The sequence below is a fragment of the Pedobacter glucosidilyticus DSM 23534 genome, assembly GCF_000425145.1.
Lineage (GTDB): Bacteria > Bacteroidota > Bacteroidia > Sphingobacteriales > Sphingobacteriaceae > Pseudopedobacter > Pseudopedobacter glucosidilyticus.
The window spans coordinates 34,503-52,487 of sequence record NZ_AULF01000024.1 but is presented as its reverse complement, the minus strand read 5'-3'; the positions used below and the strand labels follow the sequence as shown (position 1 = coordinate 52,487).

At 34.5% G+C, this 17,985-nt stretch carries 15 protein-coding genes; 5 read left to right on the top strand and 10 right to left on the bottom strand.

Annotated features, from left to right (window positions below):
• Nucleotides 1-3: 3 nt before the first annotated feature.
• The 4 genes from H510_RS0109605 to H510_RS0109590 all read left to right on the top strand — a co-directional run bounded on the left by H510_RS0109605 (nt 4) and on the right by H510_RS0109590 (nt 4,221).
• Nucleotides 4-1,446, top strand: coding sequence for an SDR family oxidoreductase (locus H510_RS0109605; protein WP_026904130.1), 1,443 nt, complete (start codon nt 4-6; stop codon nt 1,444-1,446).
• Between the two features lie 72 nt (nt 1,447-1,518).
• Entirely contained in the window at nt 1,519-1,944 is a 426-nt protein-coding gene (locus tag H510_RS0109600; protein ID WP_026904129.1) for a CBS domain-containing protein, read from the top strand.
• Between the two features lie 65 nt (nt 1,945-2,009).
• Entirely contained in the window at nt 2,010-2,915 is a 906-nt protein-coding gene (locus H510_RS0109595) for a TIGR01777 family oxidoreductase (protein WP_026904128.1), read from the top strand.
• Nucleotides 2,908-4,221, top strand: coding sequence for a cryptochrome/photolyase family protein (locus H510_RS0109590; RefSeq protein WP_026904127.1), 1,314 nt, complete (start codon nt 2,908-2,910; stop codon nt 4,219-4,221). Before H510_RS0109595 ends, H510_RS0109590 begins: the two co-directional genes overlap by 8 nt.
• A 3-nt stretch (nt 4,222-4,224) precedes the next feature.
• On the opposite strand, the gene H510_RS0109585 is transcribed toward H510_RS0109590, so the two are convergent.
• From H510_RS0109585 to H510_RS0109545, 9 genes are all read right to left on the bottom strand, one after another.
• Nucleotides 4,225-5,229: a LacI family DNA-binding transcriptional regulator gene (locus H510_RS0109585; RefSeq protein ID WP_026904126.1), complete on the bottom strand. Its 1,005-nt coding sequence runs from the start codon at nt 5,227-5,229 to the stop codon at nt 4,225-4,227.
• 125 nt (nt 5,230-5,354) lie between these two features.
• Nucleotides 5,355-6,473 (bottom strand): PKD domain-containing protein, encoded by a 1,119-nt coding sequence (locus tag H510_RS0109580; RefSeq protein WP_026904125.1) that lies wholly within the window; start codon nt 6,471-6,473, stop codon nt 5,355-5,357.
• A gap of 10 nt (nt 6,474-6,483) precedes the next feature.
• Nucleotides 6,484-7,185, bottom strand: coding sequence for a fasciclin domain-containing protein (locus tag H510_RS0109575; RefSeq protein WP_026904124.1), 702 nt, complete (start codon nt 7,183-7,185; stop codon nt 6,484-6,486).
• A 19-nt stretch (nt 7,186-7,204) separates the two neighbouring features.
• Nucleotides 7,205-8,764, bottom strand: coding sequence for a RagB/SusD family nutrient uptake outer membrane protein (locus H510_RS0109570; RefSeq protein WP_026904123.1), 1,560 nt, complete (start codon nt 8,762-8,764; stop codon nt 7,205-7,207).
• 11 nt (nt 8,765-8,775) lie between these two features.
• Nucleotides 8,776-11,946, bottom strand: coding sequence for a SusC/RagA family TonB-linked outer membrane protein (locus H510_RS0109565; RefSeq protein ID WP_026904122.1), 3,171 nt, complete (start codon nt 11,944-11,946; stop codon nt 8,776-8,778).
• Between the two features lie 369 nt (nt 11,947-12,315).
• Nucleotides 12,316-13,338, bottom strand: a complete 1,023-nt coding sequence (locus tag H510_RS0109560; protein WP_026904121.1) for an asparaginase — start codon at nt 13,336-13,338, stop codon at nt 12,316-12,318.
• A gap of 53 nt (nt 13,339-13,391) precedes the next feature.
• Nucleotides 13,392-14,159 (bottom strand): TatD family hydrolase, encoded by a 768-nt coding sequence (locus tag H510_RS0109555; RefSeq protein WP_026904120.1) that lies wholly within the window; start codon nt 14,157-14,159, stop codon nt 13,392-13,394.
• Between the two features lie 79 nt (nt 14,160-14,238).
• The gene (locus H510_RS0109550; RefSeq protein ID WP_026904119.1) at nt 14,239-15,198 is read right to left on the bottom strand and encodes an FKBP-type peptidyl-prolyl cis-trans isomerase; all 960 of its coding nucleotides are present in this window, start codon (nt 15,196-15,198) and stop codon (nt 14,239-14,241) included.
• 117 nt (nt 15,199-15,315) lie between these two features.
• The gene (locus H510_RS0109545) at nt 15,316-16,326 is read right to left on the bottom strand and encodes a DHH family phosphoesterase (protein WP_026904118.1); all 1,011 of its coding nucleotides are present in this window, start codon (nt 16,324-16,326) and stop codon (nt 15,316-15,318) included.
• Between the two features lie 108 nt (nt 16,327-16,434).
• On the opposite strand from H510_RS0109545, the gene H510_RS0109540 reads away from it, so the two are divergent.
• Nucleotides 16,435-16,854: a nucleoside-diphosphate kinase gene (locus tag H510_RS0109540; protein WP_026904117.1), complete on the top strand. Its 420-nt coding sequence runs from the start codon at nt 16,435-16,437 to the stop codon at nt 16,852-16,854.
• 61 nt (nt 16,855-16,915) lie between these two features.
• On the opposite strand, the gene H510_RS0109535 is transcribed toward H510_RS0109540, so the two are convergent.
• Nucleotides 16,916-17,923 carry a hypothetical protein gene (locus tag H510_RS0109535; protein ID WP_026904116.1) on the bottom strand — a complete coding sequence of 336 codons (1,008 nt, stop codon included), beginning with the start codon at nt 17,921-17,923 and terminating at the stop codon, nt 16,916-16,918.
• Nucleotides 17,924-17,985: the final 62 nt, after the last annotated feature.

The following is a 17,985-nucleotide window of genomic DNA, read 5'->3' as shown; positions in this document are numbered from 1 at the left end:
TGTATGAAGATTCTACTAACAGGTGCTAATGGCTATATCGGAACCAGATTATTACCTGTCTTACTAGAGCATAAACATGAAATAGTTTGTCTGGTAAGGGATAAAAGGCGTTTCCAACAGGATAACAATTGGGAAAATCAAGTAGAGATTATCACTGGAGATTTACTTCAGGAAGAGTCTTTACAAGAAATCCCTAAAGATATTGATGCTGCTTATTATCTGGTTCATTCTATGAGCAGTACAGATTTCAGTGATTTAGAAAAACTATCTGCTCATCATTTCATCAAAGCTTTAGAAAAAACCAATTGTAAGCAGGTTATTTACCTTACCGGGATTGTTAATGATGATAATTTATCGGTACATTTAAAATCTAGGTTAGGCGTAGAAGAGATTCTTAAATCCTCAAAAATTGCACATACATGTTTAAGAGCCGCCATAATTATTGGCTCTGGCAGTGCATCTTTTGAAATCATACGAGATTTAACAGAGAAACTTCCTATCATGATTGCCCCTAAATGGTTAAAAACACGTTGCCAGCCTATTGCTATCAGAGATGTTTTAGCCTATTTACATGGCGTATTAGGCAATAACAAAGCTTTTAACAAAACTTTAGATATTGGAGGTCCTGATATACTTACCTATAAACAAATGCTATTGCTTTATGCCAAAGAAAGACATATTAAACGCTGGATTTTTACTATCCCGGTACTTACCCCAAGATTATCATCCTATTGGTTAAATTTGGTTACCTCTGTAAATTATAGTATTGCCAGTAGCTTGGTAGAAAGTATGCGTAATGAGGTGATTTGTAAAGACGAAGAGATTAAAAAAATTGTTCCGCATGAGTGTGTAAGCTACCAAACAGCTTTAAAATTGGCCTTTGAAAAAATAGAGCAAAACTCTATAGTATCTAGCTGGCGTGATGCTTTAAACCGTGGCTTTTTAGAAACCAGTTTTATGGACCAAGTTAAAGTACCACAAAATGGAACGCTAGCGTACAAAGTTAAAATTGATTTTAAAAGAGATAAACATGAGGTTTTACAAAATATTTGGGCTATTGGTGGTAAAAGGGGCTGGTATTATTTAGACTGGCTTTGGAATTTAAGAGGGATTATAGACAAACTAGCCGGTGGTGTAGGTACCAGAAGAGGAAGAAGAAGTAATATAAACGTAAAAGCAGGTGATGCCTTAGACTTTTGGAGGGTAATTTTAGCTGATAAAAAAAATAGCAGGCTGTTGCTATATGCGGAGATGCGTTTACCGGGCGAGGCATGGTTGGAATTTAAAATTATTGATAGACCAAGTGGAAGCATCTTAAGCCAAGTGGCAACCTTCAGACCCAGAGGGCTATGGGGACGTATTTATTGGTGGATGTTATGGCCTTTTCATTATTTTATCTTTAATGGGATGGCACTTAACCTGGTGAATTACAAAGAAAATGTTTAACCGTTTTTTGATATTACTATTTCTTTGTAAGGAAAATTTTACTAAATTTAGTTAACCCATAAAACTAGATTTATGAAACCTGTAAGTAAAATCCTTAAACAAAAAACCAATCATCTTATTAAACTCAGTCCTGATGCTACAGTTTTTGAAGCTCTCCAGCTGATGATGGACCATAATATTAGTGCTGTTTTAATAGGCCAAGACCAACTTGAAGGAATTTTTACTGAAAGAGATTATGCCCGTAAAGTGGTACTACAAGGTAAATCATCAAAAGAAGTTAAGCTTAAAGAAGTGATGACTGCAAATTTAGTTACCATTTCTCCGCAAGATAGTGTTGAGTACTGCATGCAAATGATGACAGACAGACATATACGCCATTTACCCGTTTTAGAATTTGGAAATTTGGTGGGCATGGTTTCTATAGGTGATGTTGTAAAATTTGTTATAGAAGACCAAAAACAAACCATTCAGGATTTAGAAAGCTACATCAAAAGCTAAAATTTACAACTTAAAATCATAGACTGCTAAAACTAAAATCTGGTATTTTGGTTATTAAAACAGCTATGGCAAAAAAGATTCTGATTACTGGCGGCACAGGTTCTGTTGGTAAAACCTTAACACAACTATTACTCAGCAAAGGACATGAAGTTTGTCACCTTTCCAGAAGCAAAGGCAAAAACCCTGATGTTAAAACTTTTATCTGGGATGTAGAAAATCAAGTTATTGATGAAACTTGCATTGATGGTGTAGACACCATTATCCACTTGGCTGGTGCTGGTATTGCAGATAGCCGCTGGACAGCAAAAAGAAAAGAGTTATTGATAAAAAGCCGTACAGAATCTATAAAGCTTATTTATCAGTTATTAGATAAAAAACCACATCAAGTTAAAGAAGTTATTTCCGCTTCGGCTTCTGGCTATTATAGTAACCGTGGTGATGAAATTTTAACAGAAACATCAAAACCTTTAGATGATTTCTTAAGTACCTGCTGTATTTTATGGGAGCAAGCTGTAGATTTAGGAAAGAAATACAATTTGCGTATCGTGAAATTTAGAACGGGTGTTGTGCTAGATAAAGACTCTGGTGCGCTAGAAAAATTAGCACAACCTATAAAATTTGGCGTGGGCTCTCCGCTTGGTAATGGCAAACAATGGATTTCTTGGTTACATCTGCATGATGTGGTAAATATGTATGATTTTGCTATTGAAAATGAGCAATTGGAAGGTGTTTTTAATATGGGATCGCCTATACCTGTTACCAACAAAGAGCTAACCCAAGCTGTAGCTCAACAATTTAAAAGACCTATCTGGCTCCCTAACGTTCCAGCTTTTATTTTAAAACTTTTATTTGGAGAAATGAGCTTAGTAGTGCTTGGAAGTACCCGCATGGATGTAAAAAAAATACAAGATGCTGGCTTTAAGTTTAAATTCCCTGATATCAAATCTGCATTAAAAAATATTTATGAGTAACTCTAAAATCAGTATCTTTTGGTTTAGAAGAGATCTTAGGCTAAATGATAACGCTGCCTTGTATCATGCTTTAAAAAGTAATTATCCGGTATTGCCCTTATTTATTTTTGATGAAGAGATACTGTCAAAACTCGAAGATAAAGATGATGGCAGGGTAACTTTTATCCATCAGGAAATCATGAAAATAAGTGAACTACTTCATGGTTTAGGCAGTTCAATCATCATTAAATACGGTAAACCTTTAGCTATTTGGTCATCCCTATTAAAGGAATATGATATTGCTGAGGTATATACCAATCATGATTATGAGCCTTATGCTAAAGAAAGGGATAAAAGTTTAAATCAGTTATTTCAAGAAAAGCAGGTCGTATTTAAAACTTTTAAAGACCAAGCTATCTTTGAAAAAGATGAAGTTGTTAAAGATGATGGCTCTCCTTATGTAGTTTTTACGCCTTACAAAAGGAAATGGTTAGCTCAGTTAAATCCCTATCACTTCAAACCTTATCCAACAGAAAAATATTTCCAGCATTTCTACCAAACTAAACCATTTGCGGCTGTAGATTTGGCTGATATGGGTTTTGAACCTAGTAAATTAAAATTTTCTGAAATATCTTATTTAGGTATTTTAAAAGGATATGGAGAAAATAGGGACTACCCTGCTAAAAATGCTACTTCTCGTATCAGTTTACATCTTAGATTCGGGACTATCAGTATACGCGAATTGGTAAAAAATGCTTTGGATTATAAAAGTGAAGCTTGGTTAAATGAATTGATTTGGAGGGATTTTTATTTTGCTATTATATGGCATTTCCCACATTCTGCAACACAAGCTTTTAGGCCTGAGTATGACCAAATAGCATGGCGTAAAGATGAAGAAGCTTTTAAAGCATGGTGCGAAGGAAAAACAGGTTACCCCATTGTAGATGCTGGTATGCGAGAACTTAACGAGACTGGTTTTATGCACAATCGTATCAGGATGGTTGTGGCTAGCTTTTTAACCAAGCATTTACTGTTAGACTGGCGCTTGGGAGAGCGTTATTTTGCCAGAAAACTTCTTGATTTTGAACTTTCTAGTAATGTAGGAGGTTGGCAATGGGCGGCAGGTTCTGGTGTTGATGCAGCACCTTATTTTAGAATTTTTAACCCTTATGAGCAACAAAAGAAGTTTGATAAAGAACTAGCTTACGTAAAAAAATGGGTTCCTGAATTTTCAGATCCGTTTAAATATCCTAAAGCTATTGTTGACCATAAATTTGCCAGAGAAAGATGCTTGAAGGTTTATCAGGAAGGATTAGCTAAGCGTTAGCTACTAGGTTGAAGCTCTTTTAATTAGGACAGATGGTAAAATAATTTTTTCATCATTTAATTCAACCATATTCCTATTCAGAGCATCCAATATGGCTTGTGCTGCTGCTTTACCAATTTCATAAGCCGGCTGCGAAACTGTAGTTAAAGGTGGGCTCAACAATGCTGCCGCAGGCATATTAGAAAATGTAACCACTTTAACATCACTAGGGATAGATAAACCTAAATCTCTACAAACGGTATAAGTTGTAATGGCTAATCTTTCTACACAAGTAAATATAGCATCGGGCCTGTTTGGAGAGGACAACAACTTTTTAATAAGATTATAATTCTCATCATCATTGGTGGTACAACTTAAAACTCTTTTTTGCTCACCTGTATATTTATAATCTTCTAAAGCTTTTAAACAACCTTGCATTCTTTTTTGGTCTACTGATATATTGAGTGATAAGGATATGTAGGCGATTCTCTGCGCTCCTCTCTCAATCAGATGTTCTGTTGCTTTATAGGCGCTTTCTATATCATTGGTAATTACTTTTACTGTATTCAGTTTATTAGAAACCCGATCAAAAAATACAATTGGAATTTTTTTCTCCTTTAATGCTCTTAAATGAGAAATATCATGGGTTTCTGTAGCCATACAAATTAATACGCCATCTACCCTTCCTTCTAGCTTATTTACAATACTGACTTCTTTTTGCTGATCTTCATGACTTAGATAAATAAGCAACTGATAACCTGCTGTTTGCATGATAGACTCTATACCATCTATAGCTAATGCAAAGAAGTTATTGGATAATTCGGGTATGATAACAGCAATAGTCTTGGTCTTTTGACTACGGAGACTCATTGCATGGGGGTTGGGCTGATAATTTAACTTTTCGGCCAGGTACTTCACCTTCTGTTTGGTTTCCTCACTAATTTCATGACTATTACTTAAAGCCCTAGAAACCGTGGAAACAGAAAGGTTTAATTCTTTAGCTAGTTGCTTCAGGTTAACTTTACTCATATAACTTCTCTTTTACCAAGATAAGAATAAGTTAAGAAATGTAGCAATGGCTACTGCATGTTTAAATAAAAACGGGCAAGTTTATAAGCTTACCCGTTTTAAAATTGGTTTAATAATATTTCTCCTTATATAGGATCACTTAAAATAGTGCCATCGTTATTGATGTAAACGCTGTTTAAAAATAAAATTGAAGGATTAGTATCAGCAGCCACTTTACCAGGGAATTGAATTTGAAATTCTCTTACCACAGGATCTTCAAAATCAGGAAATCTTGTTTTTGCCTCTGCTAACCAGTTCTTTATACCATCACTTCTAAACCATTCTACACCCTCAACGTGTGCAATAAACACATTTTCAGCATTTATGGAGAAGGTTATATTTTTTGCTACACCATCAGTAAATAGAAATCTTGGATCTCTTCCTGATTGGGCAGTTAGACCAGGTCCTGTTAGTGCATAAGGTGCTGGAAATGTACCAACTGTAAAAGTACCTGTACCAGTTGCTGGTGTATATGTTTCAAATCTTATTTGATAATTATTTTGGGTAGCTGGATTGTTTCTAGGCCAAATCTCCCATCTAATTTCTCTGATATAAGCTCTTTCTGGATTCCTTGAAGGTTGATTAAAAAGTAACCTAACAGTGAAAGGAGCACCTGTTTTAAAAAATGTTTTGTATCCTATCTTTGTTCTAACTGAAAAAGGAATTTTTAGCTCTGCCAGATTTAATAACCTACGAATATTAGCATCTGTATTACTATTGTTATTTCTATTTGATGCTAGCTCAATAGAACTATTTTGACGATTATTAGAATTAAATAAGACAGGAGTAGTCCCTCCTCTAACATTAGACTGTGACCATCCATTTCCTATAAATGTATATGGGCTTTGAAAATGATCAAAGAAATATCTGGTAACATTCATTGTAGTTGTTCTGGTAGAAGTGTTCTTCCCTTTTTTAGCAGTGGCTGTAACCTGATACTGTCCTACTTGAGTAGGGGCAACCCAAACATTTTCGAATAAATTCTGAGTTCTAAACCCTTCGAATCTACCGCCGTTTGCTGACCATTCGTAAGACATTCCTTCTTTCTCGCCCTCAGTACTAGCCCACATTAATACCTTCTCACCAAAATAGTATTCGTCTCCGGCTTTATTTAGTGAGACCATTTCTACCTCATCATCTTTCTTGCAGGAGGTAATTATTAAACCTAGTACAAGAACATAAAATATATTTTTTGCTACTCTCATTGTTTTAAAATTATGGATTGTTAATAATAGCCTGCCTTGTAGGTTGAGTTAAAAACCTGTTCATTACGTGAACTACACCATTTGTTGCATAAAGATTTGGAGTTCGTGGTGTTAAACCAGAAACAGGACTGTTTAAATAATCATTGATTCTTAAATTACCATCTCTGTCGTTTGTCATATACATCCTTACTTTAGCTGAATCATTCGTAGCATTGAAGGCAAAAGACTCAAACCAGCGTGGTGTTGATCCCAATACTGGGTAATCTACTCTACCTTTAATTACATGATATCTTAAAAGCCTAGCAATTTCTTCTCTACTATAATCAGCCCAGGATGACCCTCTAACTAATAAATTAAATGTAGGACTGCTGGGGTCTGTATCTATAACTCTATTAATGCTAAAATAGCTATTACCATCCTCTATATTTATGGTAGCATTATTATGCAATAAGAAAAATGTATTACCCTCAGACATATAAAGCTGCTTAACATCACTAAAAGCTGGATCTTGATCTACATAAGCTAAAGCTTCTATCAATCCAGAAAACAAATCTGGTCTGGATTGGATAAATTCCATAGTTGTCATATTCAATTTATCATTATAAAATGATGTTGTATACTTTTTAGACTTCTGTAAAGGGAGTTTTTCACAAGCTGTCAAAACAGTAACTAAACAAGCTACTCCAATAACAAATATTCTTTTTAAATTCATCTTAATTAAATTAAAATTATTATTCTGAATAAGGAGGATTTTGTTTACCTCTCAACAAAGGATTAGCGTTGATAACAGCTGAATTAATAGGATATAATATACGTCCCATTGCTTCATTTGAATTATAAACTACAGATCCGGCTCTACTTGATAATACAGGATTCATGATTTCTCTTAGATATTCATATCCATTTAGTGAGTAATCATAAATATTACCTATTCTACAGAGATCAAACCATCTCTTGCCTTCTCCTAATAATTCAAGCTGTCTTTCTTCCAGAACTGTTCTCTGAATTGCAATACCTATTTGGTCAGAAGTACCAGAATAATCGGATAATCTCGCCTGAATAGTGTAACCTACACGATTTCTTACTGCGTTAACAATGTCTAGAGCTTGTTGATGGCTACCTGTACGAGCCAAAGCTTCTGCTCTAAGAAGCATAACATCTGCATATCTATAAATTGGTAATTTAACATTACATTGGTCATTACCTATATATGTAAACCTATTAGTAACTGGATCTACAGCCATGAACTTCCCAAATTTCTCAACAGTTGTTTCGTAAATTGCTAAAGTTGGGTATAAAACAGTATCAACCGAGTTCCATAATCTAGAATCTAACTTTCTATTTGTAACTGGATCCACTCTGTTATAATATTTACCTATTACGTTGCCTCCAAATGTATATTGACTGGTGTTAGAACCTGAGCCAAACTTCTGGCATACACCTATACCTTCATTACCAAATTCTACAGCGTCCCAATATAAATTGAAGATAGTCTCTGTAGATGCTTCTGGATTTAGAAAAATATTCTTCCAACCAGCTCCGTTTGTAACCCAAGAATATCCTGAAATGTTATTCGATGCGCTAATTGCTTCATTGTATTCTTGAAACCACATGTGGACATCAGTCTTAAGTGCATATACCGCAGGTCTTTGAATATAAAATTTAATAGCAGTATTTCCTCCAATATTTGCAATTGCGCCGTCTAAATCAGAAAGAATTTGAGCCTTCACTTCCGCCACTGTTGCTCTAGGGAAGTTTATTTGCTCCGTTACTGATTCAATTGGAGTATCCACAATTGGAACACCTCCCCAAACTCTTAAAGCATAAAAGTACAACATTGCTCTTATCGCATAAGCTTGACCTAGCTTATCACGATATAAAACTTCACCTGCTGCCACATTGCTTTCAATCATTGGAGGTAATCTATTAATGGCTGTATTACAAAGAGAGATTGTTCTATATAAATTTGTCCAATCTGTAATGCTATTTAAATCATTATCATTACCTGCTAAAACATTATTCAATAATTTAGTTTGTGCGGTACCAGTACCAGCTCTTGTAACGTTATCAGATCTCACTTCTCCCCAATCAAACCAATTGGTACGTAGAGTTGTCTGAAGAGAGTTATAAACTCCTGCCATGAAGGCCTCAACATCCTTTTGATTCCTCCAGAAATTATCAGGTGCTACTGTTTCAAGAGGGTCTCTTTCAAGAAAGCTACAACCTGAACCACTTACCAATAAGAATATGGTAGCACTTATTGTAAAGAATATATTTTTTATCTTTTTCATATTATTAATATTTAAAAACTAGCATTCAGACCAAGACCAAATTCACGTCTTCTTGGATATCTTCCAACATCTCTTCCCGGTTCTAAAACATTTCTTTGATTAACCTCTGGATCAAATCCTGAGTAACTTGTCCATGTAGCTAAATTATTGCTATAAGCATATAAGCTTAGGTTTTTCATAAAGGCTCTTTTAGCAATTTTATCCGGCATCTGATAAGAAAGTCTTACAGTTTGCAAACGGATAAAAGATCCATCTTCTAAGAAGTAGCTATTGCCAGGACGAGAATTATTGGCTGTTCTATCTCTACTATAAACATCCGTTATTTGCCCAGGATATTTCCATAAGTTTCTGATGATATATGGGAAAGGAGTTACATTTGTTGAACTAAACTGAGCATTTCCTCTATTTAACTCATTATAAATCTGGTTTCCAAAGCTTCCAAATAAAAAGAAAGAGAACGTAAACTTTTTGTAGCTTAAGCTATTTTGAAATCCTACAGTTAATTTAGGTATACCTGAGCCAAGCACTTGTCTATCTTCAATACTTATGGTATTATTATAATTTCCATTAGCATCTGGAAGATTCTCCCATATTACATCGCCTCCTTTTGAAATAGTACCATCTACACTCAATTGGCTAACCGGTCCAGTATACGGAGTGCCATCAGGAAGAACATAGCCAGTTAATACTGGTCTTAAATTTTTATCTGTAAATATATTCCCGTCAGCATCTCTTTGAAATTGTGGGATTAATCTTGTAGCGTAATCTGGGGTATAAGCATTAGATTCATCATAAGCATAAACACCTAAAGCTTTATATCCAAAGAATCTTCCTGCCTCTTCACCTTCTCTTACTAAAAAGATATTATTAAGTATATATTCATCACCAGGTAAGTCAGTTATATCATTCCTGTTGAACCCTAAATTAACATTAGATTGCCAAATAAAATTTTTATTTGTATTTCTAATAGGATAGCCAGAAATTTCAACTTCCACCCCTCTATTTCTAATTGAACCGCTGTTTATAGTTGCATTGTCTGGAAAACCTATTTCTCTTGGAAGAGGTTGATCTGATAAAAGGTCTTTTGTTGTTTTTGTATAGTAAGAAGTTGATACAGCTAATCTACCTCCAAACAAGGTTAAGTCTAAACCAACATCAGCTTGTTCCTGTTGTTCCCATCTCAAACCGCTATTACCTAATCTCTCACTTACAACAACACCACTTACGCCATTATAAAAGTATTCACCAAATACATATTGATTTCTGGAAGCAAAATTACCTATGTTTTCATTACCTGTTATACCCCAAGTTGCCCTGAATTTCGCATCTGTTAAAAACTTCTTAGACCATGACATGAACTTTTCATCACTTACCCTCCAAGCAAAAGAAGTTGATGGAAAATAAGCCCATCTATTATCGGCACCAAATCTTGATGATCCGTCTCTTCTTATAGTTGCATTTAAAATATATTTACCTTTATAGTTATATCCGGCTCTTGCGAAAAAACCTAATAACGCATTTTGCGTTGCTCCGGTATTGGTACCAGCAGGACTTAAGTTTTCTAAAGCATTTAATGTTTCAATACTTTCGGTAATAAATCCACTACCATTTATACGGATAGAGTTTAGTCGAGACTCATCTAAGTTTGCACCTAAAGTACCTGTGATGGTATGATCATTATTTATTGTTTTATTATAAGAAAAATAAGCATTTGCTTGAAGTCTTCTTATAGTTTCATTAGATTCAGACGCTATACCTATACCTGTGGTTTCTAATAATCCAGAAACGGAGTTTCTATTTCGATCTAAGTTTAAAGAAGCCGAACCATCGAGGTGGAACATTAATGGTTTGCTTAATTTATACTCAAAAGATTGATAAATTATACCTGTATATAAACCATCTAAATCTTTTCTTAATCTTGCCTCTTCGATAGGATTTTTACGCCCCCCATTATCATAAATAGGCGTTCCGTCTGGCAGATAAAGTGCTTGAGAAGCTGGTCTTTGAGCAGCTTGAGATAAAACTCTACCGTCATTAACTCTATTTATGTTTTGGTATCCAAATGTTATTCTGGTAGCAAGTGTTGCTTTTGGAGAGATATTGTAATCTACATTGGTTCTCAAATTAAATCTCTTATTGTAAGAAGAAAGAATAATTCCTTCATCATCAAGATACTGAACACCCGTGTAATATGTTAGCCCTTTTTGCCCACCACTAACACTAAAATCTACCTGACGTCTTACACCTGTTTGGGTTATTAAATCTTGATAATCCCAATCATTGTTTCTTCTGTAAGCTGTAGAATCATCAAAAATAGGATATAACCCAAAACGAGTTGGTAAGTTACTTTGCTCAAAGCCTTCTCTTTCTAAACGATTTGCTTGAGGTAATTTATGCGCTAAGTTACTGTAGCTCTGAATATAATTTAATTGAACTCTTGGTTTACCCTCTTCTCCTCTTTTTGTTGTAATTAAGATAACCCCATTGGCAGCTCTAGCACCATAAATAGAAGTTGAAGCAGCATCCTTTAAAATCTCAATAGATTTAATATCGTTAGGACTTATACCATTAATATTATCTACCTGAACACCATCAACAACATAAAGTGGTCTTCCTCCATCTGCTGAAATAGTAGAAACCCCTCTAATTGATATTTGAGCTTCATCTCCAGGAGCACCAGAATCAGCAGCTACACGCACACCTGCAGCAGCACCTTGTAAAGCATCGAAAATATTTACAGGAACACGTTCTTCAATAGTCTTTTGGCTTACAGAACTTATTGCCCCAGCATTATCTCTTTTTGGAGCCGTTCCATAACCAATTACTATTACTTCATCTAACCTGCTAATGTCTTCTTTTAAAGTTACATTAATACTTGTTCGGTTATTTACAGCAACCTCTTGAGAAAGAAAACCCAGATATTTTAATTGCAAAACTCCATTTCCTGGCGCATTTAATTTAAACTGTCCATTTTCATTCGTCATGGTGCCTGAGGTAGTTCCTTTAATAGTCACTGCTACGCCGGGTAAAGGTAATCCACCTTCATCTTTGATAACCCCAGATACACTAATCGTTTGTGCGTAAGCACTGGCTACCATTAAAGGTATTACCAACAAGCATAGCACTAACCTTTTTTTAAAAATTAACTTTTGGAAAAAGTCTAGTAGTACTCTTTTTTTCATTTTATTGATTTATAGATTGGTTAATTGGTTTTTTCTGATGATTCTTTAATTGTGTACCGATTAAGCTTTATAGCATAGAAAAACGGTTGTGTCTAATCTTCCATGATTTAACTTGCATAGTAAAAAAAGTAATGGTTTTTGGTTTATTATTTGGGGATAGTGTTAACAAGCTATTTAGGTTAACTTCTATTAAACCCCCTTTATTCAAATATCGAATAAATAAAATCCAGATATGTATGGCAGATTGGCAAAAGAATATCTCCAATTAACATATAATACCATGTTATTTGGAGATCATTTTAATAAGATAGTGTAAGAAACCACATGATGGTGGTAGTCAAGAAGGTTGATTAAAAATACGATCGCATGTTAATATTGCGTTAATTCGCCTCTTATAGACGTACGAAGTCTACGCAATAAACGATCTTTAGGATAGTTTCTACCTAATAAATACATGAGTTTTGTTACGGCAGCTTCAAAAGTCATGTCATAACCATTAACAACACCCATTTTCAATAACTCGCTACTTGTTTCATAGCGCCCCATTTCTACTGAGCCTACTTTACATTGCGAAATATCTAAGATAATTTTTCCGTTTTTAATAGCATGGTCTAACCTATCTAAAAACCATTTTGCTGTTGTGGTGTTACCTGCCCCAAAACTCTCCATAATGATAGCTTCTGCATCAGAGTTTAGAACGGCATCTACAATCTGAGGACTTATGCCTGGATATAATTTTAACACCCCTATATTATTGTTTACATTAGAATGTACTTTTAAGATACAGTTTTCGCATTTCCCTATGGCTGCATCATTATATTTAATATGTACGCCAGCTTCTACTAAAACAGGATAATTGGGTGATCTAAAAGCTTCAAATTTGGCAGAGTTATATTTGAAGGTTCTATTACCTCTAAAAAGTTTATTCTCGAAATAGATACACACTTCTGGAACCCGAGCTTTCCCATCAGGTAGTTTTGCTGATGCAATTTCTAAGGCGGTGATAAAGTTCTCCTTAGCATCTGTTCTTACTTCAGATATAGGAAGTTGCGAGCCCGTAAAAATAACTGGCTTGGTTAGACCTTCTAGCATAAAGCTTAAAGCTGATGCCGAAAACGCCATCGTATCAGAACCATGAAGAATTAAGAAACCATCATGATCATCATAATTATCTTCAATTAATTTGGCTAGAAATGCCCAAATTTCGGGCGTCATATCAGAAGAGTCTATGATAGGATTAAAAGAGTGGACGGTTAATTGATAATCCATTCTTTTTAACTCGGGAACATTCTCTATAATTTGTTCAAAAGTAAATGGCTTAAGAGCGCCTGTTGCCGGATCGGTTATCATACCAATGGTACCGCCGGTATATATGACAAAAATTTTGGTCATCAGGTTAATTTTAATTTTGAACTTTATGAGTTACAAAGAAAAAGAAATAGTTCTTATACACCAAAGATTTCTATGGAATTAGCCGTTGTAATTTCTGCAAGCTCTTTTAAAGGAATTTGATGTAAATCTGCCACTTTTTGGGCAACATGAATAAGGTAAGCACTCTCATTAGGCTTTCCCCTGAAGGGTACCGGAGCCAGATAAGGCGCATCGGTTTCTAAAACAATATGCTTTAGATTTATTTGTTTTACTACTGCATCTAAACCAGACTTTTTATAGGTTACAACCCCGCCTATCCCTAAGAAAAACCCTAAGGAGATGACTTCTCTGGCTTGTTCTAAATTTCCGCTAAAACAATGGAATATTCCTCTTAGTTTATCATCTTTCATTTCGTGAAGTATGGCTAACACCTCATCAAACGCTTCACGACAGTGAATAACGATAGGTAAATTTAAATCTTTAGCCCATTGAATTTGCTGTTTAAATGCTTCTTGTTGTAAGCTAAGCGTGGTTTTATCCCAATATAAATCTATTCCTATTTCACCAATAGCATAAATTTTTGCATCATGCAGATAAGATTTTATTTTACTTAATTCGTCCTCAAATCCAATTTTAACATCACAAGGATGCAAACCTAGCATAGGAAAACAATTTGCTGGATATTGCTTACATAAATCAAAAACCATGGGAACAGATTCATGATCCACATTGGGTAAAAACAATCTACTTACATAGTTAAGAAAACAGTTATCCATCAACTGCTTTCTTTTATCTATATCCTGCTCATAATAAATATGAGTGTGGGTATCTGTCAATATCATTTCTAAAAAGTACTTTCTTTATCTCTTAAAAAGGAACATAACAAAAAACCCTTTCTAAAATTAGAAAGGGTTTTTATTTTTATTTTTTCGGAGCTTCCGGCGAAATTGGCGTTGCTACACCTTTACCCGGTACAACGTTTACCAATTCTATTTCAAATACTAAAGGAGTAAATGGACCAATCATGCCACCTTGCATGCCTTGCTCTCCATAAGCTAATGCAGAAGGAATCAATAAAACTGATTTACCGCCTTTTTTCATTTTTAAGACACCTTCATCAAAACCCGGTATCACATTACCTTGACCAATAACTAAGTTTAAAGTAGTGTAAGGTTCTCTTGCTGGGTTGTAAATGTTGTTCTTTTTAGCAACTTCTGGCAAGCTAGTATCAAACACTTTACCTGAAACTAGCTTACCCGTATAGTTTACCATTACGCTGTCACCCGGTTTTGGTTGCACACCTGTACCTTCTGTTAAGGTAGCTACTTGTAAACCTGAAGGGTATTTTTGGGCTTTTAAGCTGTTATCTTTAATGTATTTCTCTAATTTAGGTGCTTCTGCTTTTTTAGCTCTATCACCTTCTGCTTTAAAGAAAGCCTCAATTTTAGATTGGAACTCTTGCTCTTTCGTAGTATCCTTTTTAATTACATCTTCAATTTTTACGGTGTAGATGATGTATTTTCCTTTAATACCTTGTGGTCTTGGCTGACCTTTTTTCTCGGCTGAATCAATATCTACTTTAATGGTAGCGCTATCGCCTTTAGTTAATTGCATGATAGCGGTAAATAAATCACCATCATACATAGGTTTTGGTACAAAAGTTTGAGATGCTCTATCCATTTCATAAGAATTGTATAAAACAGAGTCGCCATCGGTTTTTGCAATAATATTTAAGCTGATAAAATCTCCTTCTTTGATTGAATCTCCTTCAACATCTTCATGAACTTTATAAAGTAAGCCTGATGCACCTTTCTTAAATCCACCGTTACAAGCTGCGAATCCTAACGCTGCTATACTTAAAATCAATAATCCTTTTTTCATTAATTTAATTTTGTTTAATGAGGCATTTTTTTGCCCTTTACTATTTTATAATCGTTTATCTGTTTTTTTAATGATTCAATATATCAAAAATTGCTGCCAAATATAAACTTATGTTTCTTATAGTAGCAATAGCTTTTGATATTCGGGTAATATACTTTTAAATTTTTGTACTACCTGCTCTAAGCTTTCTTCAGAATGGCCACCAGCAGCATTTCTATGCCCTCCGCCATCAAAATATTTTTTACAAATTTCATTTGCCGGGAAATCTCCGGTAGAACGTAAAGATAGCTTTACCCTATCTGATCTTTCTACAATAAATGCCGCTAATTTTATTCCGTTTATTGATAAAGCATAATTAACTATCCCTTCAGTTTCGCCTGTTTGAATATCAAACTTTGCGATATCACTTTTAGAAACACTAATTAAAGCTGTATTGTATTCTCTAAAAACTTCTAATTTATTACTTAAGCAATATCCTAAGAATTTTAAACGCCCTTCTGTAGCGTTATCATATACTTGTTGATGAATTCTCCAGTTTTCTGCACCTGCATCTATTAAATCTGCTACGATACGGTGTAAACCAGCAGTTACAGTTGGAAATCTAAATGATCCAGAGTCTGTCATGATACCAGTATATAAACATGTAGCTACATCCTTATTGATGTATTGTTTCTCTTCTAACTCATTTACAATAAAATCATAAACCAACTGGGCGGTAGCACAGGCGCCAATATTCCAATAACGATAATCATCAAAACCCTCTGGCTCTAAGTGATGATCTATCATAATTTTTATGGCTGATGATTTTCTTACCTCATCTCCTAACTCATTAATACGAGATAAAGCATTAAAATCAAGGCAAAAAATAAGCTCGGCATCGGCCACTAATTTCTTACTTTCTTCTTGCTTTTCTGTAAAAATGATAACTTCCGGATTATTAGGCAGCCATTGTAAAAAGTACGGATAATCTGTTGGGGAAACTACTTTAACAAAGTGTCCTTTTTGGATTAAATAGTTGTATAAACCTAATGAAGAGCCCATGGCATCTCCGTCTGGTTTATGGTGAGTAGTAATTACAATACGTCTAGGCTCAGCAAGCAGCGCTTTAATAGCGGTTATATCAATCATCCAAAAATCTAATAATTGCGAAGTTACATAATTACCAACAAATTAAAGAGCTATAGCTTTTACATTAAGATTTTAAACGTATTTTTGCGGTCAAATTCAAAAACAAATATGGCTACTAACAGAACTTTTACAATGATTAAGCCCGATGCCGTTGCAAACGGACATATTGGTGCTATTTTGAATGATATTACATCTGCCGGATTTAAAATTATTGCCATGAAATATACCCGTTTAAGTGAAGAGCTTGCTGGTAAATTTTATGAAATCCATAAAGAGCGTCCTTTTTACAAAGATTTAGTTGATTTTATGTCTTCTGGACCTATTGTAGCTGCTATTCTTGAAAAAGATAATGCTGTAGAAGATTTCAGAAAATTAATTGGCGCTACAGACCCAACTAAAGCAGAGCCAGGAACTATCCGTAACAAATACGCAAAATCTATTGATGCAAACGCAGTACACGGATCTGATTCTGATGATAACGCTTTAATTGAAGGTAATTTCTTCTTTAATGCTTCTGAGAGGTTTTAACTAACATAAAACTCATAAAAAAAGAGCTTTGGTATCATTCTGAAGCTCTTTTTTTATGAACTTACTTTTTTAGACCTTTAGAATTAAACAGGTTATACCTTAAAGAAAAAGCTTGCTGACTATCAATTACACCATCTACAAAATGTAAAGAACAAATAAATTTACCTTGTATATTCTTAAACATAATAGGTGTAAAACCAATATCTAAACGGTCATAAACATCAGATGTATAAAACTTATCCCCATTAATTAAGAAATGACCTTGACCTGCATAAAAGGTATTTTGTATATCAAACTTTTTGTAAGCTGCATATAAATTACTGATAAAACCTGTAGGAGTTTCTATACCTGTTAAACCTCTGGTTCTTTCTATAGAAGCCATTGCTCCTACCGAAATTGTTAAAGAATCAAGAAACAGGGGTTTGCCTAAATCTAAACCCAATTGCACCAAAACAGCTCCATTGTCTTGTAAATATTGGTCGGCAGGCGGCATTTTAGAAAAAGCATTATGGAACATGTAAGCATAATGTGATAAGAAGAATTTACCCGGCTGGTATTTTCCAGAAAAACCAAATAAAAATGCCTCTCTGTTTTGGTTAGTTTGCTTGCTTGTCCAATCTATCCAGATATTTTGTTTAAACTTCGCCGTTTCATATTTAACCAACATCCCCTCTATATTGGGTCTGAAATAATTTAAGGTATCGTTTAAAAGAATACGGGGATAATCATCCAATAAATTTACTCTCGGGAAGGCTCCTAAATAAAAATCCCAAGCTTTGTTTTGGTATTGATAATAGATAACCGGATTAGCTTTTTTTATAAATTCTGAAGAACCAAATTCGTGAAGTAAATTAACACCAACTCTTAGACGATGTACGCTATCTAATAAAACACCAATTTCAGGCGAGAAACGAGCACCGAATATGGTTTGAGATAAACGTCCTGATTTTGCATATTCTCTATTATCTGCAAAACCGTGGAAATTAACATTCGTTTCTAATTGCTGTGTAAAGCCACTTAAAGAGCTTAAGATTAGAACAGAAACGATTAAATACTTTTTGATGCTCATAAATTTGCTCACTAAAAAAGAAAACCTCTGGAGAAAATTCCAGAGGTTTCTTTAGTTTATCG

Coding starts and splice junctions, on each gene's coding strand:
- H510_RS0109605 (WP_026904130.1), top strand. CDS start 4: ATGAAGATTCTACTAACAGGTGCTAATGGCTATATCGGAACCAGATTA.
- H510_RS0109600 (WP_026904129.1), top strand. CDS start 1,519: ATGAAACCTGTAAGTAAAATCCTTAAACAAAAAACCAATCATCTTATT.
- H510_RS0109595 (WP_026904128.1), top strand. CDS start 2,010: ATGGCAAAAAAGATTCTGATTACTGGCGGCACAGGTTCTGTTGGTAAA.
- H510_RS0109590 (WP_026904127.1), top strand. CDS start 2,908: ATGAGTAACTCTAAAATCAGTATCTTTTGGTTTAGAAGAGATCTTAGG.
- H510_RS0109585 (WP_026904126.1), bottom strand. CDS start 5,229: ATGAGTAAAGTTAACCTGAAGCAACTAGCTAAAGAATTAAACCTTTCT.
- H510_RS0109580 (WP_026904125.1), bottom strand. CDS start 6,473: ATGAGAGTAGCAAAAAATATATTTTATGTTCTTGTACTAGGTTTAATA.
- H510_RS0109575 (WP_026904124.1), bottom strand. CDS start 7,185: ATGAATTTAAAAAGAATATTTGTTATTGGAGTAGCTTGTTTAGTTACT.
- H510_RS0109570 (WP_026904123.1), bottom strand. CDS start 8,764: ATGAAAAAGATAAAAAATATATTCTTTACAATAAGTGCTACCATATTC.
- H510_RS0109565 (WP_026904122.1), bottom strand. CDS start 11,946: ATGAAAAAAAGAGTACTACTAGACTTTTTCCAAAAGTTAATTTTTAAA.
- H510_RS0109560 (WP_026904121.1), bottom strand. CDS start 13,338: ATGACCAAAATTTTTGTCATATATACCGGCGGTACCATTGGTATGATA.
- H510_RS0109555 (WP_026904120.1), bottom strand. CDS start 14,159: ATGATATTGACAGATACCCACACTCATATTTATTATGAGCAGGATATA.
- H510_RS0109550 (WP_026904119.1), bottom strand. CDS start 15,198: ATGAAAAAAGGATTATTGATTTTAAGTATAGCAGCGTTAGGATTCGCA.
- H510_RS0109545 (WP_026904118.1), bottom strand. CDS start 16,326: ATGATTGATATAACCGCTATTAAAGCGCTGCTTGCTGAGCCTAGACGT.
- H510_RS0109540 (WP_026904117.1), top strand. CDS start 16,435: ATGGCTACTAACAGAACTTTTACAATGATTAAGCCCGATGCCGTTGCA.
- H510_RS0109535 (WP_026904116.1), bottom strand. CDS start 17,923: ATGAGCATCAAAAAGTATTTAATCGTTTCTGTTCTAATCTTAAGCTCT.